Here is a 25768-nt window from a genome sequence, read left to right as displayed (position 1 = left end):
GTTGCCTGTGCTGGCCTCTTCGCGGGCAAGCCCGCGAAGGGGCCGGCACCGGCCATGCTTTTCTGGCAGGCAGAAGAAAGGGCCCGAAGGCCCTTCCGTTTAACCGCCGAGGTACGCGTCGCGCACCTTCGGGTCGGTCAGCAGTGCTTCACCCGTCCCTTGCATCACCACCCGGCCGTTCTCCAGCACATAGGCGCGGTCAGCGACCTTCAGCGCCTGGTTGGCATTCTGTTCCACCAGGAACACCGTCACGCCATCGCGGCGCAGCTGTTCGATGATGTCGAAGATCTGCTGGATGATGATCGGTGCCAGGCCCAGCGAAGGCTCGTCTAGCAGCAGCAGCTTGGGCTTGCTCATCAGCGCCCGGCCAATGGCAAGCATTTGCTGCTCGCCACCAGACATGGTGCCGCCGCGCTGGATGTAACGTTCCTTCAGGCGCGGGAACAGCTGCAGCACCTTGTCCAGCTGCTCCTGGTAGTCGCCCTTGTCGGTGAAAAAACCACCCATGGCCAGGTTTTCCTCGACGGTCAGGCGGGCGAACACGCGGCGGCCTTCCGGCACCACGGCGATGCTCTTGCGCATGATGTGCGAGGACGGCTGGCCAACCAGTTCTTCACCCAGGTACTTGATGCTGCCACTGTGCGCCTGCGGCGAGCCGCACAGGGTCATCAGCAAGGTCGACTTGCCGGCGCCGTTGGCACCGATCAGGGTGACGATCTCGCCCTGGTTGATCTCCACGTTGACGCTGTGAAGCGCCTGGATCTTGCCGTAGAAGGTGGAAACGTTTTCGAACTTCAGCATTTACGCTTCCCCCAGGTAGGCTTTGATCACATCAGGGTTGTCGCGGATCTCTTCCGGCGTGCCGTGTGCCAGGGGGGTGCCCTGGTTGATCACCACGATATGGTCGGAAATGCTCATCACCAGCTTCATGTCGTGCTCGATCAGCAGCACGGTGACGTTGTGCGACTCACGCAGGTAGGCGATCAGTGCCTTGAGGTCTTCGGTTTCCTTCGGGTTCAGGCCCGCCGCCGGTTCGTCGAGCATGATGATGCGCGGCTGGGTCATCATGCAGCGGGCGATTTCCAGGCGGCGTTGCTGGCCGTAGGCGAGGGTGCCGGCGGTACGGTTGGCGAATTCGGTCAGGTTGACCTTCTCCAGCCAGTACTGCGCGCGCTCCATGGCCTCCTTCTCGCTACGGCGGAAGCTCGGGGTCTTGAACAGACCGGCGAAGAAGTTGGTGTTCAGGTGACGGTGCTGGGCGATCAGCAGGTTTTCCAGCGCGGTCATTTCCTTGAACAGGCGCACGTTCTGGAAGGTCCGCACCACGCCCTTGCGGGCGATCTGGTGGCCGGCCAGGCCCTGGATCGGCTGGCCATCGAGCAGGATGGTGCCGCCGCTGGGTTTGTAGAAACCGGTCAGGCAGTTGAACACGGTGGTCTTGCCGGCGCCATTCGGGCCGATCAGCGCCACCACCTGTTTTTCCTTGACGGTCAGGGCCACGCCGTTGACCGCCAACAAGCCGCCGAAGCGCATGCTCAGGCCGCTGACTTGCAGAATTTCGCGGCTCATCGACGCAGCTCCATGTGTGGACGTTGCATAGGCAGCAAGCCTTGCGGACGCCAGATCATCATCAACACCATCAGCGCACCGAACATCAGCATCCGGTATTCGCTGAACTCACGCATCAGCTCGGGCAGCAGGATCATCACGATGGCCGCGAGGATCACGCCCAGTTGTGAGCCCATGCCGCCCAGCACGACGATGGCGAGGATGATCGCCGACTCGATGAAGGTGAAGGACTCCGGCGTCACCAGGCCTTGGCGCGCAGCGAAGAAGCTGCCGGCGAAACCGGCGAAGCAGGCACCCAGGGTAAATGCCGAGAGCTTGATCACGGTCGGGTTGAGGCCCAGTGCGCGGCAGGCGATCTCGTCTTCACGCAGGGCTTCCCAGGCACGGCCGATGGGCATGCGTAGCAGGCGGTTGATGACGAACAGCGCCAGCAGGGCCAGCAGCAGGGCCACCAGGTAGAGGAAAATGACCTTGTTGATCGAGTTGTATTCCAGCCCGAAGAACTCATGGAAGGTCTGCATGCCCTCGGCGGCACGGCGTTCGAAGGTCAGGCCGAAGAACTCTGGCTTGGGGATGTTGCTGATGCCGTTGGGGCCGCCGGTCCAGTCGGTGAGGTTGCGCAGGAACAGGCGGATGATCTCGCCGAAGCCAAGGGTCACGATCGCCAGGTAGTCACCGCGCAGGCGCAGCACCGGGAAGCCAAGCAGGAAGCCGAAGGTGGCGGCCATCAGGCCGGCAATCGGCAGGCACACCCAGAAGCTCCAGCCCAGGTAGTGCGAGAGCATGGCGTAGCTGTAGGCGCCGACGGCATAGAAGCCGACGTAACCGAGGTCGAGCAGGCCCGCCAGGCCGACCACGATGTTCAGGCCCAGGCCCAGCAACACGTAGATCAGGATGAGCGTGGCGATGTCGACCGCACCGCGCGAGCCGAAGAACGGCCACACCAGTGCCGCAACGATCAGGCCAATGATCACATAGCGCTGGGTCTTGGGCAGGGTCAGGTAGTTGCTGACGGCCGGCGGGATCAGCTTGCGATCCGAACGGCTGCCCATCATCGAACTCCACTGCTTGTCGAACAGCACGCGCAGGAACATCAATGCCGAGCACACGGCGATGATGCTGATGGTGAACGAACCCTGGCTGTGCACGACCAGGCTGATGCCGTCGATGCTCAGTTTCAGGCCCAGCACCGGGAAGGCCACGGCCCACACCAGCAAGGCGCTGAAGAACGCCTGTTTGAGATTTTTGCTCATACTTTTTCAACCTCCGGGCGGCCCAGGATGCCGGTCGGCCGGAATAGCAGGACAAGAACCAACAAGCCGAATGCCACCACGTCCTTGTACTGGTCGCCGAAGATGTCGGCGCCAAACGCTTCGGCCACGCCCAGCACCAGCCCGCCGAGCATGGCGCCCGGGATGCTGCCGATGCCACCCAGCACCGCCGCGGTGAAGGCCTTCAGGCCCACCAGGAAACCGGCGTTGGGGTTGATCACCCCGTACTGCATGCTCAGCAGCACGGCCGCCACGGCTGCCAGGGCGGCACCGATGACGAAGGTGAGGGCGATGATGTTGTTGGTGTTGATGCCCAGCAGGTTGGCCATCTTGATGTCCTCTGCGCAGGCACGGCAGGCGCGGCCCAGGCGGGAACGAGAGATGAACAGGGTGAGCAAGGTCATGGCCACCAGGGTGACCACGAACACCAGGATTTGCATGTAGCTGATCAGAACTTCCTCCGCACCGCCCGGCCCGAACGAGAAGCTTCCGGGGATCAGGTTGGGGATGGACTTGTCCTTGGAGTCTTGCGACAGCAAGACGGTGTTCTGCAGGAAGATCGACATGCCGATGGCGGAAATCAGCGGGATCAGACGGTTGCTGTTGCGCAAGGGGCGGTAGGCAACCCGTTCGATACTGTAGCCATAGGCACTGGTAACGAAGATCGTCGCGACGAAGGCAACGGTCATCAGGATCGGCAGCGAATGGATGCCCATCATGGCCAGGCCCGCCAGGGCGATGAAGGCCACGTAGGAACCGATCATGTACACCTCGCCGTGGGCGAAGTTGATCATGCCAATGATGCCGTACACCATCGTGTAGCCGATGGCGATCAAGGCATAGGTGCTGCCGATGGTCAATCCATTAACCAGTTGTTGGAAGAAATGGTAGATCTCAGGCATTACAGCGCTCCTAAAAACCTGATTTGCATTTCGCTGGCGGGGGTATGCCAGGAAACCGCGGGTGACGGTTTTAAGATTTTCAGGTGGGCCTGCCCCCGGATCGCGGGGATCGGGCCCATGAACCTCGTAAAACAAAGCCCACTGCTCGCACAGTGGGCTTCTACGGTCAGCTATTTAGTCACGCAGTTACTGAGGGGAGACTTCGGTCTTCGGCTTGCCGAAGTGCCATTCGTAGACTACGAACTTGAAGTCTTTCAGGTCGCCTTTGGCGTCGTACGACAGGTCGCCGGTCGGGGTCTTGAAGGTACCGGCGTGGATGGCCGCTGCCACCTTCTCGGCGTCTTCGGACTTGGCCGCTTTGATGCCTTCGGCGATCAGTTGGACAGCCGAGTAGGCAGGGAACACGAACGGGCCGCTCGGGTCTTTGCCGTCTGCCTTGATGGCGTCGACGATGGCCTTGTTTTCAGGATCGGCGTCGAACGACTTCGGCAGGGTGACCAGTAGGCCTTCGGAGGCGTTCTGGGCGATTTGCGAGATCGAGTCGTTACCCACGCCCTCTGGGCCCATGAACTTGGCTTTCAGGCCTTTTTCCTGAGCCTGGCGCAGGATCAGGCCCAGCTCCGGGTGGTAGCCGCCGTAGTAGACGAAGTCGACATTGTTCTGCTTGAGCTTCTGGATGATCGAGGAGAAGTCTTTGTCACCGGCGTTCAGGCCTTCGAAGACGGCGACCTTGGTGCCTTTCTGCTCCAGGGTCTGCTTGACCGCGGTAGCGATGCCTTCACCGTACTGCTGCTTGTCGTGCAGCACCGCAACGACCTTCGGCTTGACGTGGTCGGCGATGTAGTTGCCGGCCGCCGGGCCCTGGGCGCTGTCCAGGCCGATGGTACGGAAGATCATTTTGTAGCCACGCGCGGTAATTTCCGGGCTGGTAGCGGCGGGGGTGATCATGATCACGCCTTCGTCTTCGTAAATGTCGGACGCAGGCTGGGTAGAGCTGGAGCACAGGTGGCCAATGACGAACTTGACACCGTCGTTGACCACTTTGTTGGCGACTGCCACGGCCTGTTTAGGGTCGCACGCGTCGTCGTATTCCTTGGCTTCAAGCATTTTGCCATCGACGCCGCCCTTGGCGTTGATGTCTTTGATGGCCTGTTTGGCGCCGATGAACTGCATGTCGCCGTACTGGGTCACAGGACCCGTCTTCGGACCGGCGATGCCGATCTTGATGGTATCGGCGGCAAACGAATGGCTGGCTACCCCGGCCAGTACCATTGCGGCGAACAGCTTGGAAATCTTGATCATAGTGCTCCACTCATTCTGTTGTAATTCTTATAGTCCTGGCGGCCAGGGCTACAGACCGGGCGGGATTTGCGGCGTGGCCATGCCAACGCGCAAGCCCACCTTCCCCCGGAACATGTCCCGGAACTGTACCGGTACAGTGTAGAGCGCTGTTTGAGCGCTTGAAAAGCGGTCAAAAAGTGCCTGTTTCTTGGGTTGTCGCTTGCTCGACAGAAAGATACAAAAAGGCGCCATCAAATGGCCTGTATCTGCGACCCCGCCCCACAAGATCGGGGTCAATCGACCAAATTACATATTTGTACCCGGGTTTTTCTGCAAAAATGCCGACCATTTTTATTGGCCGATTTTTTGCGGATACCACCCATGACTGATCAAACAAGCACCCTCTATGCCAAATTGCTTGGCGAGACGGCAATCATCGAGTGGAAAGCCCTGGAGCGTTTCTGGGCCAAGGGTGACCTGATTTGGGTCGACCCCAGCCTCGACCTGATCACCGTTGCCGAGGCGATGGCCGAGAATCGCAGCGAGATCTTCGCCAAGTGGCGTAGTGATGGCACTGTTGGGCCCGTGTCGGCCGAGCAGGCACTGGACCTGCAAAGCCGCGATCCAGAGATCTGGGCCGTGGTGGTTTCGCCGTTCATCGTGATTCAGGCGAAGCGCCCGACTGAGGCATGATCTTTTTTGGTGCGCAAAAATGCGCAGCAGCCCCGTTTTGGTGCTTGAAGGCGTTCAGGGCGGGTAGAGGTAAGTAACAATTCGGCGTGGCGGTAACAGTTTACGGGATGCGTAATGTGTCCACCGTTCCGGCCAGCCTGGAAAACAATTCGAATAGCCAGGAGTCATTGATGAGCACTGCACTACCTTCGCTTGGATTCGCCGGCATTGGCCTGATGGGCCTGCCCATGTGCCGACGCCTGCTGGCGGCGGGGTACCCGCTGACCGTGTGGAACCGCAGCCCGGACAAGTGTGCTGCGCTGGTCGCTGCCGGCGCGCGCCTGGCCAGCAGCCCCGCCGAATTGTGCAAGGGCAGCGACATGGTAATGCTGTGCCTGGCCGACACGGCCGTGGTCCGCGAGGTGGTGTTCGGCGAGCACGGCATTGCCCAGGGTGGGCGCAGTGGCCAGTTGCTGATCGATTTCTCCAGCCTGGAACCCACCGCCACCCGTGAAATGGCCGCCGAACTCGCGGTACTGTGCGGCATGGCCTGGCTGGATGCCCCGGTGTCCGGCGGCACACCCGGTGCCGAGGCCGGTACCTTGGCGATCATGGTAGGCGGTGAAGCGGCCGACCTGGAGCGTGCAAGGCCATTGCTGGAGGTGCTTGGTCAGCGGGTGACGCACATGGGCGCGGTAGGGGCGGGGCAGGTGACCAAAGCCTGCAACCAGATGATCGTGGCCTGCAATGCCCTGGTGATTGCCGAAGTGGTGGCGCTGGCCGAGCAGTCCGGGGTGGACGCGACGCTGATCGCCGAAGCGCTGGCCGGTGGTTTTGCCGATTCCAAGCCACTGCAGATTCTTGCGCCGCAAATGGCCGAAAGCCGCTTCGAACCGATCAAGTGGCACGTGCGCACGCTGCTCAAGGACCTCGATGGCGCAGTGAAGTTTTCCCGTGAGCAGGGGGCGGCGACGCCGCTCAGTGGCCTCGCCGCGCAATTGATGCGCCTGCATGGTAGCCAGGGTTACTTGCAAAAAGATCCGGCGACCCTTGTAGAGCTGTACCGCAACAAGGGCTGAGTTCCTCGCTTTGGCGCTGCAGCCGCTCCAGTAGCGGCCGTAGCTCGGCCAGCGGTATCGGTCGGCCCAGCAGGTAGCCCTGCAGATAGTCGCAGCCATGGGTCTGAAGAAATGCCTGCTGTTCGACGGTTTCCACGCCTTCGCTAACGACCTGCAGGTGCAGGGTATGCGCCATGACGATTATCGCCTGGACGATCTCGCGGTCTTTCTGACTGCCGGGCACATCCTGCAGGAAGGTGCGGTCGATCTTTAATACGTCCAGCGGCAGGCGCTTGAGGTAGGCCAGTGACGAGTAGCCAGTGCCGAAGTCGTCGATCGAAAGCGCCACGCCCAGCGCACGAATGCGCTTGAGCAGGTTGACGGTACGCTGAATATCGCCCATCAGGGCGTTCTCGGTCACTTCCAGCTCCAGCTGCCGTGGCGCGAGCCCTGCGCGGAATAGCGCTTTCTCCACTTCGTTGGGCAGTTCGTCGTGGCTGAGGGTTACTGCCGAGCAGTTGACCGTCACCTTGATGTCGCCATGACCATGGCGTTGCAGGTGCGCCAGGTCTGTGCAGGCGTGGCGCATTACCCATAGGTCCAGGTCGATGATCAGGCCATTGGCTTCGGCAATACCGATGAAGCGGTCGGGCCCCAGCAGGCCGTGCTGCGGGTGATGCCAGCGCACCAGGGCTTCGAGCTTGGCCACATGCCCGCTGCGCATGTCGAAGATGGGTTGGTAATGCACGCATAGCCCATGCTCTTCGAGCAGGGCCAGGCGCAGTTCTTCTTCCAGTTGCAAGGCGAGGGAGGCCTGGGTTTTCAGGCTCTCGTTGAAAAAGTGCAGGCTGTTGCGCCCACTATCCTTGCACTGGTAAAGGGCCAGGTCGGCATGCTTGAGCAGTTCTTCGGCGCTGGTGCCGTCGTCGGGGAAGATGCTGATACCAATGCTGGTGGTCATGACCATGCGCCGTCCACCCAGGTCGATGGGCTCTTTCATTCGTTGCATGATGCGTTGTGCCAGGTGGCGGGCTTCGTCGCAGTTGTCAAGGCTGGTGACCACGCAGAACTCGTCGCCGCCCAGGCGTGCGACCAGGTCTTGATGGCGGGTGGCGGCCTTGATGTGGTTGGCAATCACCTTGAGCAGTTCGTCTCCGGCGTCGTGGCCAAGGCTATCGTTGATGCGCTTGAAGTGGTCGATGTCGAGGATCATCACTGCCAGGCGGTTTTCAGTGGCGTGGTGTTCGGCCAGGCGCTCCGCGAACACCTGGTTGAAGCCACGGCGGTTGACCAGGTTGGTCAGTGCATCGTAGTGCGCGGCCTGCTGCAGCGAGGCGCGGGCCTGGTCCAGTTGGCTGAGCAGTATGCTGACCCGGCGCAGGTCATGCTCCTTGCTCTGCAGCTTCTTGTCGGCCAGTGCGGCGCTGATGCTGGCGCCACTGATCAGCAGGGTGATGAAGCCGATGCCCAGTGCCAGTTGCAGGCTGTTGTCGGCAGACGGCAGGCGCAGTGCGGTGTCGGCCGGGATCACCAGGGTCATGGCCGACATTGCAGTGAAATGGGTGGCGACGATACCACCGGCCATCAGCAGGCTGGCGCCGTACTTCATGGCCATGTGCAGGGTGCCGCTGCCATTGCTGAAGTATCGGGCCAGGCCTAACGCAGCCAGGCTGGTCAGCAGGGCAATGGCGGCAGAGGCCAGCAACAGGCCCGTCTGGTAATACTGACGGGCGCCGGTTTCCAGCGCAGCCATGCCGACAAAGTGCATCAGGACAATGCCCAGGCCGATCAGTACCGCACTCAGCAGAAAATGCTGCGCGCGCATCTGGCTGCGGTCGAGGCTGCGCATGGTCACCCAGGCGACAGCCAGGGCGATGAGCAGCGAAAGAATGGTCAGGGAAACGTCGTAGTGCACCTCCACCGGCGCCTGGAAGGCCAGCATGCTGATGAAGTGCATGGCCCAGATACCACCGGCCAGGCAGCAGGCGCCCAGCATGTGCCATTGTCGATGGGCAGTGGGGTCTTCGCTGTGGGACTGGCGCTCAGCCATGTCCAGGGTCGCGAAGCAAGCCGCGCTGGCAACGAAGTAGGCGAGCAGAACCAGGAACGGCTCATGGCGGCAATCGATAACGATGCGCCCGGTTGCCGGAAGGTCGGCGAACAGTTGCAGCCCCAGCCATTCCATTGAGTGCCCCATGATCGAGTTTTCACTCGTCTGCGCTACAACCCTGTGCAGACTGTCCAGAGGCAGTATAGGAAGAGGTGTTTAAGCCTTCCTGAATAATGGCATATTGATTTCTACGATTTGGTTATCAACCCAATCGCCAGCATGCATAAAGAGGGGCATATAGGTGTAGGAGCAGCCTTGTGCTGCGAAGAGGCCGCATGCCTCACAATATTCTTGTGGGGCATACGGCCTCTTCGCAGCACAAGGCTGCTCCTACAGATGGTGGTCAGGCCACCAGAGGCGTGTCAGATCAGCCAGCCACCAGAACGCGAATGGCTTCCAGGCGCAGGGCCGCCTTGTCCAGCATCGCCAGGCCCTCTTCACGCTGCTTGCGCAGGGCGTCGATTTCGCTGTCGCGCACGCTCGGGTTGACCGCTTGCAGTGCCACCAGGCGGGCGAGCTCTTCGTCGGCCTCGGCTGCCAGACGGCGCTGGGCTTCGGCTACGCGCTCGACGTGCGTCGGCATGATCTTCTCTTCACCGCCACTGATGCGCTTGGCGAGCACGTCCCGCTGGGCCTGGACAAACTTGTTGGCGCTGGCACGCGGCACGCTTTCAAGCTGCTCGTTGAGGGTTTCGAAAGCCACGCGGGAGGCCAGGTCGTTGCCGTTGGCGTCGAGCAGGCAGCGCAGTGCCGCCGGCGGCAGGTAGCGGCCCAGCTGCAGGCTGCGTGGTGCCACCACCTCGCTGACGAACAGCAATTCGAGCAGGACGGTGCCCGGCTTGAGTGCCTTGTTCTTGATCAGTGCCACGGCGGTGTTGCCCATAGAGCCGGACAGCACCAGGTCCATGCCGCCCTGCACCATCGGGTGCTCCCAGGTGAGGAACTGCATGTCCTCACGCGACAGCGCCTGGGCACGGTCGTAGGTGATGGTCACGCCTTCGTCGTCGCCCAGCGGGAAGCTGGCATCGAGCATCTTTTCGCTCGGCTTGAGGATCAGGGCGTTCTCGGAATGGTCTTCGCTGTCGATGCCGAAGGCGTCGAACAGGGTTTCCATGTAGATCGGCAGGGCAAACTGGTCGTCCTGTTCGAGAATGGCCTCGACCAGCGCCTGGCCTTCGCCGGCACCGCCGGAGTTGAGCTCCAGCAGGCGGTCGCGGCCAGTGTGCAGTTCGGCTTCCAGGCGCTCGCGCTCGCTGCGGGCGTCGGCCACCAGGGTATCCCAGGCCTTGCTCTCGCCACCTTCAAGCAACGGCAGCAGGCGTGGGCCGAACCGGTGCTGAAGGGCGTTGCCGGTGGGGCAGGTGTTGAGGAAGGCGTTAAGGCCCTCGTGGTACCATTGGAACAGGCGCTCTTGCGGGCTGCCCAGCAGGTACGGGATGTGCAACTGGATGGTGTGCTTCTGGCCGATCCGGTCAAGGCGGCCGATGCGCTGTTCGAGCAGGTCCGGGTGTGCTGGCAGGTCGAACATCACCAGGTGGTGGGCGAACTGGAAGTTGCGGCCTTCGCTGCCGATCTCGGAGCAGATCAGCACTTGCGCACCGAATTCTTCGTCGGCGAAGTAGGCGGCGGCGCGGTCGCGCTCGAGAATGTTCATGCCTTCATGGAACACCGAGGCCGGGATGCCGGAGCGCACGCGCAGGGCGTCTTCCAGGTCCATGGCGGTTTCGGCGTGCGCGCAGATCACCAGCACCTTGGTGCGCTTGAGCATCTTCAGGGTGTCGATCAGCCAGTCGACGCGTGGGTCGAACCGCCACCAGCGCTCGTCGTCAGCCACATCACCCTGGGCCTGGAAGGCGACTTCCGGGTACAGCTCGGCGTGCTCGCCGGCTGGCAGGTCGCGGTATTGCTCGGGTGTGGCCAGCGGGTAATGGTGCAGCTGGCGCTCGGGGAAGCCCTGGATCGCCGCACGGGTGTTACGGAACAGGACGCGGCCGGTGCCGTGGCGGTCCAGCAGCTCGCGGATCAGGCGTGCGCTGGCCTGGCTGTCGCCGTCGCTGACTGCAGCCAGCAGGGCTTCGCCTTCGGCACCCAGGAAACCCTGGATGGTGGCGTGGGCCTTGGGCGACAGGCGGCCTTCGTCGAGCAGTTCCTGCACGGCTTCAGCCACCGGGCGATAGTGCTCGCTCTCGGCGCGGAAGGCCGCCAGGTCATGGAAGCGGTTGGGGTCGAGCAGGCGCAGGCGGGCGAAGTGGCTGTCCTGGCCAAGCTGCTCAGGGGTGGCGGTGAGCAGCAGCACGCCCGGGATCACCTGGGCCAGCTGCTCGACCAGGCCGTATTCGGCGCTGACCTGGTCTTCGTGCCAGACCAGATGGTGGGCCTCGTCGACGACCATCAGGTCCCAGCCAGCGGCAAACAGGGCGTCCTGGGCCTTTTCGTCGTCGACCAGCCATTCCAGCGCAACCAGCGCCAGTTGGGCATCCTCGAACGGGTTGCTGGCGTCGCTTTCGATAAAGCGCTCGGCATCGAACAGGGCTACCTGCAGGTTGAAGCGGCGGCGCATTTCCACCAGCCACTGGTGCTGGAGGTTTTCCGGCACCAGGATCAGCACGCGGCTGGCGCGCCCCGACAGCAGCTGGCGATGAATCACCAGGCCGGCCTCGATGGTTTTACCCAGGCCTACTTCGTCGGCCAGCAGTACCCGCGGGGCGCTGCGGTCGGCGACTTCGCGAGCGATGTGCAACTGGTGGGCGATCGGTTGCGCACGGCAGCCACCCAGGCCCCACAGCGCAGACTGCATCTGCTTGCTGGTGTGCTGCAGGGTGTTGTAGCGCAGGCTGAACCACGACAGCGGGTCGATCTGCCCGGCGAACAGCCGGTCGCTGGCCAGGCGGAACTGGATGAAGTTCGACAGCTGGGTTTCTGGCAGGGTACGCGGCTGGTTCTGCCCGTCCAGGCCGTGGTAGACCATCAGCCCGTCGATGTCATCGACTTCGCGCACGGTCAGCTTCCAGCCCTCGAAGTGGGTGATCTGGTCACCTGGCGAGAAGCGCACGCGGGTCAGCGGCGCGTTGCGCAGGGAATACTGGCGGGTGTCGCCAGTGGCCGGGTAGAGCACGGTCAACAGGCGGCCATCCTGCGCCAGGATGGTACCCAGGCCGAGCTCTGCTTCGCTGTCGCTGATCCAGCGTTGCCCCGGTTGATACTGCTGCGCCATACTGCCTGAACTCCCGCGATGAAAAAGCCGATTATGTTAACGGATCGGCCGGTCAGACCAAAGTGCGAACGCACCGAAAGGTGCCGATCGACAACAGGAAGTTAGTCAGTCTAGCCGTTTCATCGCCTCGCACCGCGCAGCTGACGAGGGCCCCGGATCAACATGTCTGCCAAGCACCGCTGGATCAGCGCTTCCATGGCCGTGGGCAGCCTGTTGCTGCTGACTGCCTGCGAGCAGAAAAACTTCGAGGCCTTGCCCGCCATCCCGATGGAGCAGCTTGAGGTACTGGGCGTGCAGACGCCGATCAAGAGCGTGCACTTTCGTGACCGCGACGGTGAAGGCCTGTTGGTATTGAGCCGCAGCGATGGCCAGGCCAGCGACCCGGAAAGCGAACAGGAAGTGGACAAGGTGGTGCTCAAGGCCACCCTGTACGGGCGCACTGCCGAAAGCGATGCATTCAAGGCACGCTGGCAGATCGAGCAGGAAACCACCTGCCCGGGGCTGGACCTGGACGTGGACTTCTATACCGACGTCAGTGATGTCAGCGACCTGAACAAGGACGGCGTCGCCGAGGTTACGGTGGCCAGCCATGCCTTCTGCGGCGGCGGCATCGACCCCCACGATATAGCCATTGAAATGCGTGAAGGGCAGGCCAGCTACACCATCACCGGCCAGTCGCTGATCAGCCCAGCGGGTGAGGAGCCGATCGGCGGTGACCGGGATGACAGTGCCTCGCTCAAAGCCGCGCCGCAGGTGCTGCGCGACCACATGGATGCGGTCTGGCAGCAGGTTTACAAGCGGCCCTGGAGCGAAGCCAGCCCGCCAAGCGACGACGACCCTGACGACGAAGCCGAGTAATTGTTGTCCATGACATCAAGGTAAACCCGCGCCTGCCGATACAGGGGGCATAGGAGAACGTCCATGCTGCCGCCAATCATCCCGCTCAGCGCCGCCCCGGTGACCTCGCAACAGGACCCGGTCAAGCCGACCCCCGACATCAAGCCGGTGGTGCCGACGCAGCCTGCGTCCGGCGAAAGTGCCATCGACCTCAAGCAGCAGCGCGACCCACAGGAGCAGGCATTGTTGCTGCGTGATGAGCAGCGTCGCCAGCAGCAACGTCGCAAGCAGGGTGGCCAGGACCGCTACAGTGCCGTGCCAGGTGATGAGGTCAACGCCGACAATACCGTACCGGTGGTGCCGTTGATGGACGAGCACGTACGCCAGGGGCTACTGGTGGACATCGAAGTCTGACGCGGGGCTGGTCAGCGCCTGCGCCGGGCTTCATCATGCAAGCCTCAGTTGATCGTCGAGCCACTCATGAGCCAAGACAACCTCATCGATTTTGATGCCGAACGCGCCAAGCGTGTTCACGACCTCAAGGAAAAGCGCCTGAACGAAATGCGCAACGCGTTCGAGCAGGCCCTGCCGTTGAGTACCAGCAAGAAAAAGAAGCCCAAGGGCAAACCGAAGAAGCGCTGAATCTTGACGCAGGTCAACCCTGCACCCGCCTCGCGTGCCCGGCCCCGGGCACCATTGACCCTGATCAATTTTCTCCCCCCTCAGATTGGTTAACGTTCACCCATCGGACAACGGCAGACGAATGGGAGGCCAGCATGTTCTTCGACAACGTGGTTATCGCTGGTGTGGTAACGGTCGGGTTGATGGTCGCTTTCTTTGCCGGTCTGGGCATTTTCATCTGGAAGGACTCGAACAAGCGCAAGCCGCGCTGACCTTTCGGGTATACGAGCACGCAAGGCATTTAGGGCGACTTCGGTCGCCCATTTTTTTTGCCTGGGATTCAAGTGGCCTGTGCCGGCTCTTTCGCAGCACAAGGCTGCTCCTACAGGTTGAGCGCGGTGCCTGAGTCCATGGGATCTGTGTAGGAGCAGCCTTGTGCTGCGAAAGGGCCAGCACAGGCTTACCGATGTTCCAATAAAGATGATTAGCTAGCTAATTAATCGTTTCCGCATTATCCTTCTCTCCGTTGTCTATCTTTTCAGTACGACCATTCCCCGCAAGGTCCGCCTAGTGCCCATCACCCTTCAGGCCCTGTTCGCCCCCACCAGCCTCGCCTTCAAGTTCGCCATCAAGACCCTGCTCGGTGGCGGCCTGGCGTTGTGGCTGGCGATGCGCTGGGGCCTGGAGCAGCCGTCCTGGGCACTGATGACGGCCTTCATCGTCGCCCAGCCACTGTCAGGGATGGTGGTGCAGAAAGGCCTGGCACGGCTGGCCGGTACCTTGGTCGGCACGGTCATGTCAGTGGTGTTCATCGGCCTGTTTGCCCAGACCCCGGGCTTGTTCCTCATTACCTTGGCGCTATGGCTGGCGCTGTGCACTGCTGCCTCGACCCAACTGCGCAGCGCCTGGGCCTATGCCTTTGTATTGGCTGGCTACACCGCGGCGATTATTGCCTTGCCGGCCATCGACCACCCGTTGCAGGTGTTCGACCAGGCCGTGGCGCGCTGTACCGAGATCTGCCTGGGCATTTTTTGCGCCACCGCCACCAGTGCCTTGCTCTGGCCAATGCGGGTGGAACAGCAATTGGGCGGGCAGGCCCGGCTGGCCTGGCAGAACGGCCTGCAGGCTGCCAGTGCCATGCTGGGCGGCGAGGATGAGGCGCGCAAAGGCTTGCTGGAGAGCCTGGGGCGTATCGTTGCCATCGACAGCCAGCGTGAACATGCCTGGTTCGAGGGCAACCGCGGGCGCCAGCGTGCCCGCGCCATTCGTGGTCTCAGCCAGAAGCTGATGGTGCTGTTGCGCATCTCGCGCTCGGTGCGCCGGCAGTGGCGGCAACTCGATGAGCGTGAGGCAGCACACTTGGCACACTGGCTGGCAGAGGTTCGCGCGCTTCTGGCCAAACCCGACCAGCCCAGCCTGTTGCTGCTGCGTCAGCGCATCTGGGATGCCGCCCATGATGAGCAGATCAGTTCGACGGAGCACTACTGCCTGGCGCGCATGGCCTTGTTACTGGATTACGCCATGGCCGCCAGCGTGGCGCTGGAGGATGTGGAGGCGGGCAGGGCGCCCAAGGATGTGTCGCAAGGCCTGGCCGTGCACCGCGACTGGTCGCTGGCCTTGCTGTTCGGCTCACGCAGCGCACTGGCTTTTCTGGTGATGAGCGGCTTCTGGCTGGCGACAGCGTGGCCTTCGGCGCCGGGTGGCCTGGTGTTGACTTGCGTAGTCTGCAGCCTGTTCGCCAGCCGCGAGAACGGCGCGCAGATTGGCCTGAGCTTCCTGCGCGGGATCTTCCTGGCGATACCTGCGGCGTTTCTGGTCGGGCAGATCCTGCTGCCACAATGGAGCAGCTTCGCCATGCTTTGCCTGGGCATGGGGGTGCCGTTGTTTTTCGGCGCATTGGGCATGGCCCACCCACGCACCGGGGCCACCGCCACTTCCTATTGCCTGCACTTCATCGTGCTGGTGTCCCCGCTCAACGCCATGCAGTTTGGTGTGGCGACAATGCTCAACAGTGCACTGGCCATGCTGGTGGGGGTGTCGGCAGCGGTAATGGCCTTCCGTTTACTGGTGTTTCGCCATCCGGCCTGGCTGGGGCGGCGCCTGCGGGCAGCCACCCAGAGCGACCTGGTGCGCCTGACCCGGCGCGACCTGCGCGGCGCCGACAGCTGGTTTGGCGGGCGCATGGCCGACCGCCTGATGCAACTGGCGCGGCATGCTGGCGAGCTGCCCGAAAGCGAGCGCAAGCGCTGGGATGACGGCCTGCATGGGCTGGATATTGGCGATGAACTGGTGCACCTGCGCATGTGCCTGGCCGTCGCCCAAGCCCCCCTGGGGCGGGCCGAGCGCGAGTACTTGCAGCAGGTTGAGGCGGTACTCGCCAAGGGGCCGGCCGCCGGGCGTGGGCAGCGCCTGGACGCCGCCAGTGAACAGTTTATTGCCGCTTTGCGTCGGCTGCCTGCGAGTGATCCGCTGCGGCTGGCCGAAGGTGCGGTGCTGCAATTGCAGAAAAGCTGGGGCAAATGGTGCCGTTGGCAGGAGGAAGCCCATGGGGTTGCGTGAATGGGAAGTGGGCGGCGTGCTGCTCAGCCCGTTTCTGCTTTATGTGTTGCTGGCGCTGGTGATCACAGGCGTGTTGCGCCTGGTGGTGCAGGCGACGCCGTTGGGGCGCTGGATCTGGCATGAAGCGTTGTTCGATGCAGCGCTGTTCGTTTGTGTGTTGTTCCTGGTGGTGAGGCTGCTGGGAGCTTTATAAAGGAGTGTTTCAATGCGTGCGGCCGTACGTACCCTGGTGACGCTGTGTGTGGTGGCTCTGGCCGTGTGGGCCGGCTACCAGCTGTGGCAGTACTACATGCTTACGCCCTGGACCCGCGACGCCCGTGTGCGCGCCGATGTGGTGGTGATCGCCCCTGACGTGTCCGGCTGGGTACGTGAGCTCAAGGCCCGCGATAACCAGCAGGTCAAGGCTGGCGACCTGTTGATGAGCATCGACCGCGAGCGCTTCCAGGCGGCCTTCGACCAGGCCAGTGCGGTAACAGAGACCCGCGCCCAGCAACTGCGCTTGCGCGAGCGCGAGGCAGCCCGGCGTACCGCCTTGGGGCCAGAGGCGATCAGTGCCGAGCTGCGTGAAAACGCCCAGATCAATGCCGCTATCGCCCGCGGCGAACTGCATGAAGCTGAAGCGCAGTTGCAGGTGGCCAAGATCAACCTGGCGCGCAGTGAAGTGCGGGCGCCGCGCAGCGGGCATATCACCAACCTGCGTCTGGCCGAGGGCAACTATGTGAACACCGGGCAATCGGTAATGGCCCTGGTGGATGATTCAACCTTTTATATCCAGGCCTATTTCGAGGAAACCAAGCTGCCGCGTATTCGTGTGGGGGACACGGTGAAAGTCTGGCTGATGGGCGCCGGCGAACCGATGCAAGGGCATGTGGAAAGCATCAGCCGCGGCATCACCGACCGCAACAGTAACCCTGACAGCCAGTTGCTGCCGGAGGTGGAGCCTACCTTCAACTGGGTGCGGCTGGCCCAGCGCATACCGGTAAGGATTCGCCTGGACCAGGTGCCGGAAGGGGTGACCCTGAGTGCAGGCATGACCGCGAGCGTGCAGGTGCATGAGGACCGGGGCGAGCACTGATGGTGCTGCCTTGTTAACTTGTAGGAGCAGCCTTGTGCTGCGAAGAGGCCAGTACAGGCAATGTAGTTGTGTTGGTCATGCCGGCCTCTTCGCAGCGCAAGGCTGCTCCTACACGTACGGCGCATCGCCTGGCGTGCCGTGAGCCTCAGAGGAACATGCCGCCCGACACTTCCAGCCGTTGCCCGGTAATCCAGCCATTGCCGTCTTCCAGCAACAGCGCAATCGCGGCCCCGATATCATCCGGCAAGCCCACGCGGCCCAGCGCCGTATTGCCCGCAATGTACTCATTCACCTGCTGGTTATCCCGCACCACACCGCCGCCAAAATCGGTCTCGATCGCCCCCGGCGCCAGAATGTTCACGCGAATGCCATGCGCGCCTAGTTCCTTGGCCTGGTAGCGGGTCAGCACCTCCATTGCGCCCTTCATCGCGGCATAGGCGGCATACCCCGGCAGCGCAAAGCGCGCCAGGCCGGTGGAAATGTTGACGATTCGGCCATTGTCGACCAACAGCGGCAGCAGGCGCTGAGTAAGGAAGAACGGCCCTTTGAGCTGAATATTCAGTAACTGGTCAAACTGCGCCTCGCTGGTTTCTATGTACGGCACGTTCAGTCCGATCCCGGCATTGTTCACCAGAAAGTCAAAACGCTCGCGGCCAAAGTGCTGCTGCAGTGTGGTGCCCAGGCGCTCGGCGAAGCTGGCAAAACTGCTGCTGTCCCCCACGTCCAGTTGCAGCATGGCCGCCTTGGCCCCGGCCTGTTCCAGTCGGGCAACTACGGCTTGGGCTTCGTCGGCCTTGCTGTGGTAAGTGCCGATGACATCCATACCGCGTGCGGCCAGGTGTTCGGCAGCATTGCGGCCAAGGCCGCGGCTGGCGCCAGTGATCAGGGCAATTTTGCGGGTCATGGTGGAAACCTCAATGTGGGTAGATGAGCGCAGGTTATTGGTCGGCGTGACGCTGTTAAATCCTGCGGAAATGGAAATACTGTTCGGTAAATCCGGAGAGTCGAGGCCCGAATGAACAAGCTTGAGTTGTTGCGCACCTTCGTGCGGGTCAGTGAGGTCCGCAGTTTCACCTTGGCTGCCGAGAGCCTGAGGCTGCCCCGCTCGACTGTGTCAGAGCAGGTCAGGGCGCTGGAAAAATTGTTGGGCACGCAGTTGTTCAACCGTACTACCCGCCGGGTACAGGCGACCCAGGATGGCGCCTTGCTGTACGAGCGCAGCAAAGACCTGCTGTCAGGCATGGACGAGATCGAGAGCCTGTTCAGCGCCGACGGTGCCGAGCTGGCCGGGCGCCTGCGCATCGACCTGCCGACCATGATGGCCCGTCGGGTCATCATCCCGGCGTTGCCGCAGTTTCTGCAGCGCTTTCCGCGGCTGGAGGTGGAGCTCAGTTGTACAGACCGCCAGGTGGATCTGCTGCGCGAAGGGTTTGACTGCGTGATGCGCATAGGTGCCCTGCATGACCTGGATGTGGTGGCGCGGCCGGTCGGGCAACTGAGCATGCGCAACTGTGCCAGCCCCGCCTACCTGGCCCGCTACGGGGTACCGCAGACGCCGCAGGAGCTGGCCGGGCACCAGCTGGTGCACTACGTGCGTACCCTGGGTGGGCGCAGCGCCGGGTTCGAATACCTGCAAGGTGGTGAGCTGCATTACCAGGCCATGGCCGGTGTGGTCACGGTCAACAACGCCGAGGCCTACTCGGCGGCCTGCCTGGCCGGGCTGGGGTTGATCCAGGTACCGGCGGTGGGTGTGGCCGAGCATCTGCAGCGAGGCGAGCTGGTTTCGCTGTTGGAAGACTGGCAGCCCCCGGCCATGCCGGTGTCACTGCTGTATGCCCGGCAACGGCACGTGCCGCGCCGGGTTCAGGCGTTCATGCAGTGGCTGGCGGCGGTGCTGGCATCGCAGGTCGACCCAGCGCCAAGTGAACGCTGAACAGGGTGCCGGGCGCAGGTGCAGACGTGCGGGGCAAGCACCAAAACCCGTGGCGAACGGCCTGCCACTTGCGTTAGGCTCCAGTTTGCGAGTTGCCCGGTAGAGGCAACCGATCCCCGCCAGGCGTGCGTATCTTCCGATTTCATTGCGAGGTTACGTCATGGCCATCACTTCCCAGGACATCTGCAACGCCGCCGACCAGCTCAAGGGCTTTGTCGGTTTTCATGGTAAGCGCGACGTTCATATCGTGCGTTTTTCCGAGGACTCGTTCGGCATGGACGTGGCCGACGACAGCATTACCCCCTGCAGCGAGTTTGTCTGGCGTGCCGAGCAAGGGCAGCGTATGGCGCTTTGCCGTGAGCGGCTGGGGCTGCTGCTGGAGCAGCATGTGGATGACCGGCTGAACATTGCTGAGCCACTGCGCGCCTACCTGCGCCGCCGGGATCTGCCAGAGATCGTGGCCGAACGGAGCATGCAGCAATAAAAACGGCCCTTGTAGGGGCAGCCTTGTGCTGCGAAGAGGCCGGTGAAGCCACCATCTACTGTGCAGCTTTTACCGGCCTCTTCGCAGTACAAGACTGCTCCTACAAGGGCTGTGCAGTGCTTTGAGAGGGGTGCAGCAGCAGCGCCGCCACCCCGGCGCTGTCCAGCGGCCGGCTCATGTAAAAGCCCTGCACCTCATGGCAGCGGTCTTTCTCCAGTGCCTTGAGCTGCTGTTCGCTCTCCACGCCTTCGGCCGTCACCGTCAACCCCATCGCCTCACCCAGGTTGATGATGGCCTGGACCACGGCGCGGTCGCTGCCGCCGTTGCTGTTCAGGCCACTGATGAAGCGCTTGTCGATCTTGATGCTGTCGAACGGGTAGGTACGCAGGTAGCCCAGCGATGAGTAGCCGGTGCCGAAATCATCCATGTTCAGGCGCACGCCCAGTTCCTTGAGTGACAGCATGGTGCCCAGCGCGCCCTCGATGTCGTTGAGCATCACGTTTTCAGTAATCTCCAGCTCGAGGCGCTGGGCCGGGAAGCTGGTGTCCAGCAGGATCTCGCGCACGTCGGCGACCACATCGCTACGCAGGAACTGCGCAGGCGACAGGTTCACCGAAACCAGAATGTCGGCGGGCCAGTCGTGGGCAGTGCGGCAGGCTTCGCGAAGCACCCAGCGCCCCAAGGCGACGATGATGTCGCTCTGCTCGGCCAGCGGGATGAAAGTGTCCGGCCCCAGCAACCCTTCCTGTGGGTGCTGCCAGCGCAGCAAGGCTTCGACCGCGACGATGCGCAGGTCGCTGAGGCGGTAGCGTGGCTGGTAGTGCAGCACGAACTCCTGGTTGCGCAGGGCCCGGCGCAAGTCGTTTTCCAACTGGCGGCGGTACTGGATCTGCTGGTTCATTTCAGCGGCAAAGTAGCGCCAGGTATTCTTGCCATCGGCCTTGGCCTGGTAGAGGGCAATGTCGGCGCAACGGATCAGTTCGCCGGCATCGAAGCCTTGTGTGCGGGTCTGTGCCACGCCGATACTGACCCCGACGTGCAGCGGTTGGCTGTCAAAGCTGATGGGTTGCTGCAGCAGGCCGATCAGCCGTGCGCAGAAGCGGTCCACTTCGCTGCGGTTGTCCATGCCGCTGAGCACCACAATGAACTCATCGCCGCCCAGGCGTGCGACCAGGTCGCCATCGCGGGTAGTGTCGCGCAGGCGCGTCGCCACTTCCTGCAGCACCGCATCCCCGGCGGCATGGCCGAGTGAGTCGTTGATCGGTTTGAAGTTGTCCAGATCCAGCAGCAACAAGGTCAGTGGCGGCGATTCATTGCCGCGCAGCAGGGCTTGTTCCAGGTGCCTGGCGAGCTTGTTGCGGTTCGCCAGGCCGGTGAGTGGGTCGTGTAGCGACAGGTGCTGGATGCGGGCATGGGCGTCGACTTCGTCGGTGATGTCACTGGCGGTGCCACGAAAACCGATGGGTTTGTCGTCATGCCAGATGGCGCGGGCCGAAATCCTGCAGTAGCGGTTCTGGCCATTCTGGTCGCGGTAAGTACAGCGCAGGTTGGCCAACTGTTGCGGGTCTGCGTTGGCGAGGGCGTCCAGCCAAGGTGAGAGCGGCGTGGTATCGCAGGCGAGCAACTGGTTGAGCGGGTGGCCCAGCCAGTCGTCCACCGGGTAGCCGGTGACATTGGCAAAGCGCTGCGACAGGTACGTCAGGCGTTGTTGTCGGTCAGTTTCCCAGATCCAGTCTGATGCTGACTCGGCCACTGCGCGAAAGCGCTGTTCGCTGGCCTCCAGGGCCTTGTTGCTCTGATGCAAGTGCGAAAGCGTGAGGCCGATTGCCCGCGAGCTGCGCAGGGTGAGGCGGAACAGGTACAGCATGATCAGGCCAAGTATAAGCAGTGCGCTCAACAGGGCTGGCATTACCCCCCACAGCAATTGTTGCCCAGGCAGCGGGCTGCTCCAGGACAGGTGATAGCCGGTGTCACCCAGGTCGATTCGCAGGTGGTCATGCTGCTGCATGTCTTCCTTTTCCACGTGCATGCCAGCCAAGCCAGCACCCTTGCCCAACTGCGCCAGTTTTTCTTCGGTAAGCTGATCGACGAACAGCATCACCGGCGCCTGGCTTACCTCGCCGTCGGTGACATCGCGGTCCGGGCGTATGGCTGCGGCACTGAGGATGGCCGGCCAGCCATTGAACAGCACGAAACGGGTGATCTGCTCGCGGGGAATGGCTGCCGCACGGGCCAGGTCGATAATCGGCTGGAGCGGTGCGTCTATATAAGTGTTGGCGCCTGCCTGGCTGGGCTGGCCTTTGAACAGGGCGTAGGTGGTGCGGTCGTTTTCCACCACGAACACCCCTTCGTAGCCGCTGGCGCTGTACAGCGACTCGCCTACGTTCTTTTCCTCGTAGGCCCATTGCCAGTCGGCGTGGCCCGCCAGGTGCTCGAAGGCCGCATCCCATACGGCATAGCTGGACAGAAACTGGCGCGAGGCCAGCAGCCGTTGTTCCAGCGCCTGGGTCGCATGGAAGGCGCTACGCTGGCGCTCCTGCTGGTCGAGCGTGGTCGCGATATTGAACAAGGCGCCGAGGATGACCAGGCAGGCCAGGCCGAACACTGTGCTGAAACCGGCAATCAGGTAGCGTACCTGAAAGCGCGGCGTCGGGCTTGCGGGTGGAAGGTTGGCGGTCCTGGCCATGCGCGAGCGGCTCCTTCAAGCAGCCCCCACCGGGCAATCAGGCAGGAGGTTCAATCAGGATAGGCCAGCTTGAGCGTCGCAGCCTCGCTGCGGGCAAAATTGACTCGGTCACGGCCCGCGTGCTTGGCGGTGTAAAGCGCCTTGTCTGCCTGTTCCAGCCAGTGTTCCGGGGACTCAAGGCCAGCCTCGAATGCTGACAGGCCGATGCTGAGGCTGATGCGCAGGTGCGGCAACTGCGGGTTACGGTAGTTGGCGACCCGTTCGCGCAGGCGCTCCATGGCGTGGCAGGCCTGGGCCTCGCTGGTGTCCGGCAGGATCACGCAAAACTCGTCGCCGCCGTACCGCCCGGCCTGGTCGCCTTCGCGCAGGTTGCGGCCTAGCTCTGCACTGAGCTGGCGCAGTACACAATCGCCGACCACGTGGCCGAAGGTGTCGTTGATGGTCTTGAAATGGTCGATGTCGATCAGGGCAATGACCGCGTCCCCCTGTTGCAGCCCGCAGGCCTGGAACTTCAACAGCAGCAGGTCTTTCCAGGCGCCATGGTTAAGCAGCCCGGTCAGGCTGTCGGTGAGGCTCAGGGCGCTCAGCCGGCGCTTGTGGTCGGCCAGCTTGATCGCCAGCTGGTAGCACACCCAGCCCAGGGCCAGCGGGTATAGCGTCAGCATTGGCAGGCAGGCATAAACTTGCAGGGGCGTGGCGTTCAGCTGCAGCCCGGGGCCCAGCGCCAGAGCGGCGACGAGCATGCCGGCCAGCTGGGCCAGTGCCCCGCGAACAACCAGCCGCTTGCCGCCGGCAGACACGTTGTTCATGGTCATCATCGACAGCACGGTCACGCTGGGCAACGGGTTGAAGTGCATGGCGGCGGTCCAGAACCCGCCCATCAGTGAATCGAGCAGCAAATTGCGCTGTTCGGCCTGGTAAGGGGTGGCCGAACGGGTAGCCCAAAAGTAGGCCACGTGCGGCCACAGTAGCCCGTTGAACAGCAGCAGCCCCCATACCCAGGCAGGCGGCGCCAGCGGTGCCATGCCAGCCATGACGCTGAGCAGGCCGATACCCAGGCCGATCACGCGCGGCAGGTAGATGCGTTTGACGAATGAAAGGCCTTTGCCGCTGCGGTTGTCCATCATGGTCATCGTTCTTCTGCCGGGGTACCGTTTATCGCATAACGCACGTGAATATTGTTGAACACTGCTTCATCGGCGAAAAATGACCTTACAAGCCAATTCACGGTTGATCCGATCACTGTGGGGTAACATGAAGGCTTTCCTGTTGCTTGGAGTGTTGCTGATGGTTCCTTTGGCCAACCACGCCGGCGAGCCGGCACCACAGCGGGACGGCCGTTTTTACAACCAGGCCGCGCGGCCAGAGGATGGCGTGCTGAAAAAACTGCGCATCGGGCTCAAGTACCTGTTCCTGCGCAAACCGCCGCAAACCCGACCAGCCGCGCCCATCAGCCTTCAGCCCATGACGCGCCAGCAGGTGCTCGATGCTCCGGACCACAGCTTGTGGCGCCTGGGCCATTCCACAGTATTGCTGAAGCTGCGCGGGCGCTTCTTCATTACCGACCCGGTGTTCGCCGAGCGCGCCTCCCCCGTACGGTGGGCCGGCCCGCTGCGCTTCCATGCGCCGCCGCTGACGCTGGAGCAGTTGCCACCTCTGGCTGCGGTGGTGCTGTCGCACGATCACTTCGACCACCTCGACGAGCAGGCGATTCGCCAGCTGGCGCCGCACACCGGGGTGTTTCTGGCGCCACTGGGTGTGGGCGACCTGCTGATGCGCTGGGGCGTGGCCCCGGAGAAAGTGCGACAGCTGGATTGGTGGCAGGAAAGCGTGGTGGAAGGCGTGCGCTTCGTCGCTACCCCGGCACAGCACTTTTCCGGGCGCGGGCTGCTGGACAGCAATCGGACGTTGTGGGCGTCCTGGGTGATTGTGGATGAGGATGTGCGGGTGTTCTTCAGTGGCGATACCGGGTACTTCGACGGTTTCAACCAGATAGGCGAGCGTTTCGGGCCGTTCGACCTGACCATGATTGAGACCGGCGCCTACAACGTCGCCTGGCCCGATGTGCACATGCAGCCAGAGCAGAGCCTGCAGGCCCACCTGGATTTGCGCGGGCGCTGGATGCTGCCGATTCACAACGGCACCTTCGACCTGTCCACCCACACTTGGCAGGAACCCTTCGATCGCATCCTCACGCTGGCCAACCAGGCTCAGGTGCGCTTGACCACACCGCAGATGGGCGAGCGTGTCAGCCTCGACTCTCCGCATGCCGGGCAGAACTGGTGGCAACCGCGGCCCTTGCGTCAGCGGGGCCAGGCGAATGAACGCACAATGGCGGCACGCTGAACTTCATTGTTTGTGCTCCTTGCTGCGTGAGGGTCGGTCCTGGTCGTCTTTCAATAGTTGCGAGGGTGGCTTGCCGCTGTCACTGCGTACCTGGGCATGGCTGATCAGGCCGAAGATAAAGCTGCCGCCAATGATGTTGCCCGCCAGGGTCGGCAAGGCGAACTCCAGCCAGAAGCTGCGCCAGGTCTCATCGCCGGCCCAGACCAGATAAGACACTTCGACCGAGCCCACTACTATATGGGTAAAGTCACCAAGGGCCATCAGGTAGGTGATCATCAGGATGATCCAGATCTTGGCGTGCTCCATGGACGGAATCATCCAGACCATGGTGGCGATCATCCAGCCCGAGACGATGCCCTTGGCAAACATCTGGCTGATGTCGTTCTTCATGACCTTGCGGCCGATCTCCAAAAAGGCCACATCGGTCTTGCTGTCGAATATCGGCAGCTCCAGCATGACCCAGGCCACCAGCAGGGTACCGGCCAGGTTGCCGAGCAGCACCACGCCCCACAGGCGCAACAGGCGGCCGAAGTTGGCCAGGGTAGGGGAGGTCATGACGGGCAGCACGGCGGTGAGGGTGTTCTCGGTAAACAGTTGCTGGCGTGCCAGGATAACGGCAAGAAAGCCTGCGCTGTAGCCGATGCTGGCAACCACCTGGGCACTGTCACCGTCCGGCAGGCGGGCGTAGAACAGCCCCATGGCCATCAGTGACAGCCCCATGGACAAGCCGGCGGCCAGTGCCGACCACCACAGCGCGGCGAGCGTACGCTCCAGCTCCTGGTCACCCTGGTAGCGAATGATTTCGTGCAGCACTGCCGCCCGCGGCGGCTGGTTGTGGCTGACTTCCTGCTCTTCATCTGCAGACAGGCCCGGGGTTTTCTCGCTTTGCGCATCGCTCATGGCCGCTCCGCTCCGTGTGGGTGTTTCATTACAGATCCGCTGCGCTTTCATTAGTTGCCAGGTGGCAGCGAAACACCTTGGGAAAGTTTTTTAGATCAAGGTGTTGACTCTAATTTCAAAGCGCGTATTATTCGCCTCCTCGCAGCGACAAACGCTTCGGGGCAAGCGGTAAGTGTTTGAAGTTGTTAGCTTTCGAAAGAAAGCGGTTGTAAAAAACTTCAAAATAAACGCTTGACAGCACATGAGGAAA

The 25768-nt window shown here is 62.5% G+C and carries 23 protein-coding genes; 12 read left to right on the top strand and 11 right to left on the bottom strand.

Annotation, left to right across the window (positions count from 1 at the left end):
* Positions 1 to 99: 99 nt before the first annotated feature.
* From ABI582_RS08160 to ABI582_RS08140, 5 genes are all read right to left on the bottom strand, one after another.
* Positions 100 to 801 carry an ABC transporter ATP-binding protein gene (locus ABI582_RS08160; protein ID WP_043203913.1) on the bottom strand — a complete coding sequence of 234 codons (702 nt, stop codon included), beginning with the start codon at positions 799 to 801 and terminating at the stop codon, positions 100 to 102.
* Complete coding sequence (gene livG / locus ABI582_RS08155; RefSeq protein ID WP_003254878.1) at positions 802 to 1569, bottom strand: high-affinity branched-chain amino acid ABC transporter ATP-binding protein LivG; 768 nt, start codon at positions 1567 to 1569, stop codon at positions 802 to 804. It lies immediately after the preceding gene.
* The gene (locus ABI582_RS08150) at positions 1566 to 2822 is read right to left on the bottom strand and encodes a high-affinity branched-chain amino acid ABC transporter permease LivM (RefSeq protein WP_442118927.1); all 1257 of its coding nucleotides are present in this window, start codon (positions 2820 to 2822) and stop codon (positions 1566 to 1568) included. The genes livG and ABI582_RS08150 overlap by 4 nt, the downstream gene beginning before the upstream one ends.
* Positions 2819 to 3742 (bottom strand): high-affinity branched-chain amino acid ABC transporter permease LivH, encoded by a 924-nt coding sequence (gene livH, locus ABI582_RS08145; protein WP_008097482.1) that lies wholly within the window; start codon positions 3740 to 3742, stop codon positions 2819 to 2821. The genes ABI582_RS08150 and livH overlap by 4 nt, the downstream gene beginning before the upstream one ends.
* 186 nt (positions 3743 to 3928) lie before the next feature.
* Positions 3929 to 5044, bottom strand: coding sequence for a branched-chain amino acid ABC transporter substrate-binding protein (locus ABI582_RS08140; protein ID WP_019473324.1), 1116 nt, complete (start codon positions 5042 to 5044; stop codon positions 3929 to 3931).
* Between the two features lie 360 nt (positions 5045 to 5404).
* Between ABI582_RS08140 and ABI582_RS08135 the strand changes: the two genes are divergently transcribed.
* Together ABI582_RS08135 and ABI582_RS08130 are read left to right on the top strand one after the other, a co-directional pair.
* The gene (locus tag ABI582_RS08135) at positions 5405 to 5716 is read left to right on the top strand and encodes a DUF2288 domain-containing protein (protein ID WP_063422167.1); all 312 of its coding nucleotides are present in this window, start codon (positions 5405 to 5407) and stop codon (positions 5714 to 5716) included.
* A 170-nt stretch (positions 5717 to 5886) separates the two neighbouring features.
* Entirely contained in the window at positions 5887 to 6774 is an 888-nt protein-coding gene (locus ABI582_RS08130; RefSeq protein WP_442118926.1) for an NAD(P)-dependent oxidoreductase, read from the top strand.
* Here the strand turns inward: ABI582_RS08130 and ABI582_RS08125 are convergent.
* Both ABI582_RS08125 and rapA read right to left on the bottom strand, forming a co-directional pair.
* On the bottom strand, positions 6674 to 8938 hold the full coding sequence (locus tag ABI582_RS08125; RefSeq protein ID WP_442119061.1) for a putative bifunctional diguanylate cyclase/phosphodiesterase: 2265 nt from the start codon (positions 8936 to 8938) through the stop codon (positions 6674 to 6676). The two genes, ABI582_RS08130 and ABI582_RS08125, sit on opposite strands and share 101 nt — an antisense overlap.
* Before the next feature lie 292 nt (positions 8939 to 9230).
* Entirely contained in the window at positions 9231 to 12077 is a 2847-nt protein-coding gene (rapA, locus tag ABI582_RS08120) for an RNA polymerase-associated protein RapA (protein WP_442118925.1), read from the bottom strand.
* Between the two features lie 162 nt (positions 12078 to 12239).
* On the opposite strand from rapA, the gene ABI582_RS08115 reads away from it, so the two are divergent.
* The 7 genes from ABI582_RS08115 to ABI582_RS08085 all read left to right on the top strand — a co-directional run bounded on the left by ABI582_RS08115 (position 12240) and on the right by ABI582_RS08085 (position 17169).
* A complete protein-coding gene (locus ABI582_RS08115; protein WP_138737650.1) occupies positions 12240 to 12935 on the top strand; it encodes a M949_RS01915 family surface polysaccharide biosynthesis protein in 696 nt (231 codons plus the stop codon).
* Between the two features lie 63 nt (positions 12936 to 12998).
* On the top strand, positions 12999 to 13328 hold the full coding sequence (locus tag ABI582_RS08110; protein ID WP_442118924.1) for an aspartate-semialdehyde dehydrogenase: 330 nt from the start codon (positions 12999 to 13001) through the stop codon (positions 13326 to 13328).
* 66 nt (positions 13329 to 13394) lie between these two features.
* Positions 13395 to 13556: a hypothetical protein gene (locus tag ABI582_RS08105; protein ID WP_003254864.1), complete on the top strand. Its 162-nt coding sequence runs from the start codon at positions 13395 to 13397 to the stop codon at positions 13554 to 13556.
* Between the two features lie 134 nt (positions 13557 to 13690).
* The gene (ccoM, locus tag ABI582_RS08100; protein ID WP_003254862.1) at positions 13691 to 13807 is read left to right on the top strand and encodes a cytochrome c oxidase subunit CcoM; all 117 of its coding nucleotides are present in this window, start codon (positions 13691 to 13693) and stop codon (positions 13805 to 13807) included.
* Between the two features lie 298 nt (positions 13808 to 14105).
* The gene (locus tag ABI582_RS08095; protein ID WP_442118923.1) at positions 14106 to 16094 is read left to right on the top strand and encodes an FUSC family protein; all 1989 of its coding nucleotides are present in this window, start codon (positions 14106 to 14108) and stop codon (positions 16092 to 16094) included.
* Positions 16081 to 16287, top strand: coding sequence for a DUF1656 domain-containing protein (locus ABI582_RS08090; RefSeq protein ID WP_016498267.1), 207 nt, complete (start codon positions 16081 to 16083; stop codon positions 16285 to 16287). The genes ABI582_RS08095 and ABI582_RS08090 overlap by 14 nt, the downstream gene beginning before the upstream one ends.
* A gap of 12 nt (positions 16288 to 16299) precedes the next feature.
* A complete protein-coding gene (locus ABI582_RS08085; RefSeq protein ID WP_442118922.1) occupies positions 16300 to 17169 on the top strand; it encodes an efflux RND transporter periplasmic adaptor subunit in 870 nt (289 codons plus the stop codon).
* Positions 17170 to 17314: 145 nt separating this feature from the next.
* On the opposite strand, the gene ABI582_RS08080 is transcribed toward ABI582_RS08085, so the two are convergent.
* On the bottom strand, positions 17315 to 18073 hold the full coding sequence (locus tag ABI582_RS08080; RefSeq protein ID WP_442118921.1) for an SDR family NAD(P)-dependent oxidoreductase: 759 nt from the start codon (positions 18071 to 18073) through the stop codon (positions 17315 to 17317).
* A gap of 111 nt (positions 18074 to 18184) precedes the next feature.
* Between ABI582_RS08080 and ABI582_RS08075 the strand changes: the two genes are divergently transcribed.
* The gene (locus tag ABI582_RS08075; RefSeq protein ID WP_338744975.1) at positions 18185 to 19102 is read left to right on the top strand and encodes a LysR family transcriptional regulator; all 918 of its coding nucleotides are present in this window, start codon (positions 18185 to 18187) and stop codon (positions 19100 to 19102) included.
* Between the two features lie 160 nt (positions 19103 to 19262).
* The gene (locus tag ABI582_RS08070) at positions 19263 to 19586 is read left to right on the top strand and encodes a DUF2025 family protein (protein WP_442118920.1); all 324 of its coding nucleotides are present in this window, start codon (positions 19263 to 19265) and stop codon (positions 19584 to 19586) included.
* Between the two features lie 100 nt (positions 19587 to 19686).
* Here ABI582_RS08070 and ABI582_RS08065 read toward each other — a convergent pair whose 3' ends face one another.
* Together ABI582_RS08065 and ABI582_RS08060 are read right to left on the bottom strand one after the other, a co-directional pair.
* Positions 19687 to 22272: a bifunctional diguanylate cyclase/phosphodiesterase gene (locus tag ABI582_RS08065; RefSeq protein ID WP_442118919.1), complete on the bottom strand. Its 2586-nt coding sequence runs from the start codon at positions 22270 to 22272 to the stop codon at positions 19687 to 19689.
* Positions 22273 to 22322: 50 nt separating this feature from the next.
* A complete protein-coding gene (locus tag ABI582_RS08060; protein WP_442119060.1) occupies positions 22323 to 23396 on the bottom strand; it encodes a diguanylate cyclase in 1074 nt (357 codons plus the stop codon).
* Positions 23397 to 23526: 130 nt separating this feature from the next.
* Here ABI582_RS08060 and ABI582_RS08055 point away from each other — a divergent pair, with 130 nt between their 5' ends.
* Positions 23527 to 24618, top strand: coding sequence for an MBL fold metallo-hydrolase (locus ABI582_RS08055; protein WP_442118918.1), 1092 nt, complete (start codon positions 23527 to 23529; stop codon positions 24616 to 24618).
* A 3-nt stretch (positions 24619 to 24621) separates the two neighbouring features.
* Here ABI582_RS08055 and ABI582_RS08050 read toward each other — a convergent pair whose 3' ends face one another.
* Positions 24622 to 25518, bottom strand: a complete 897-nt coding sequence (locus ABI582_RS08050; protein ID WP_338744971.1) for a formate/nitrite transporter family protein — start codon at positions 25516 to 25518, stop codon at positions 24622 to 24624.
* Positions 25519 to 25768: the final 250 nt, after the last annotated feature.

The sequence above is a fragment of the Pseudomonas sp. SAS7 genome, from assembly GCF_052112345.1.
Lineage (GTDB): Bacteria > Pseudomonadota > Gammaproteobacteria > Pseudomonadales > Pseudomonadaceae > Aquipseudomonas > Aquipseudomonas putida_Q.
The sequence above is the reverse complement of the archived record's forward strand: the minus strand, read 5'-3'. Positions and strand labels throughout refer to the sequence as shown.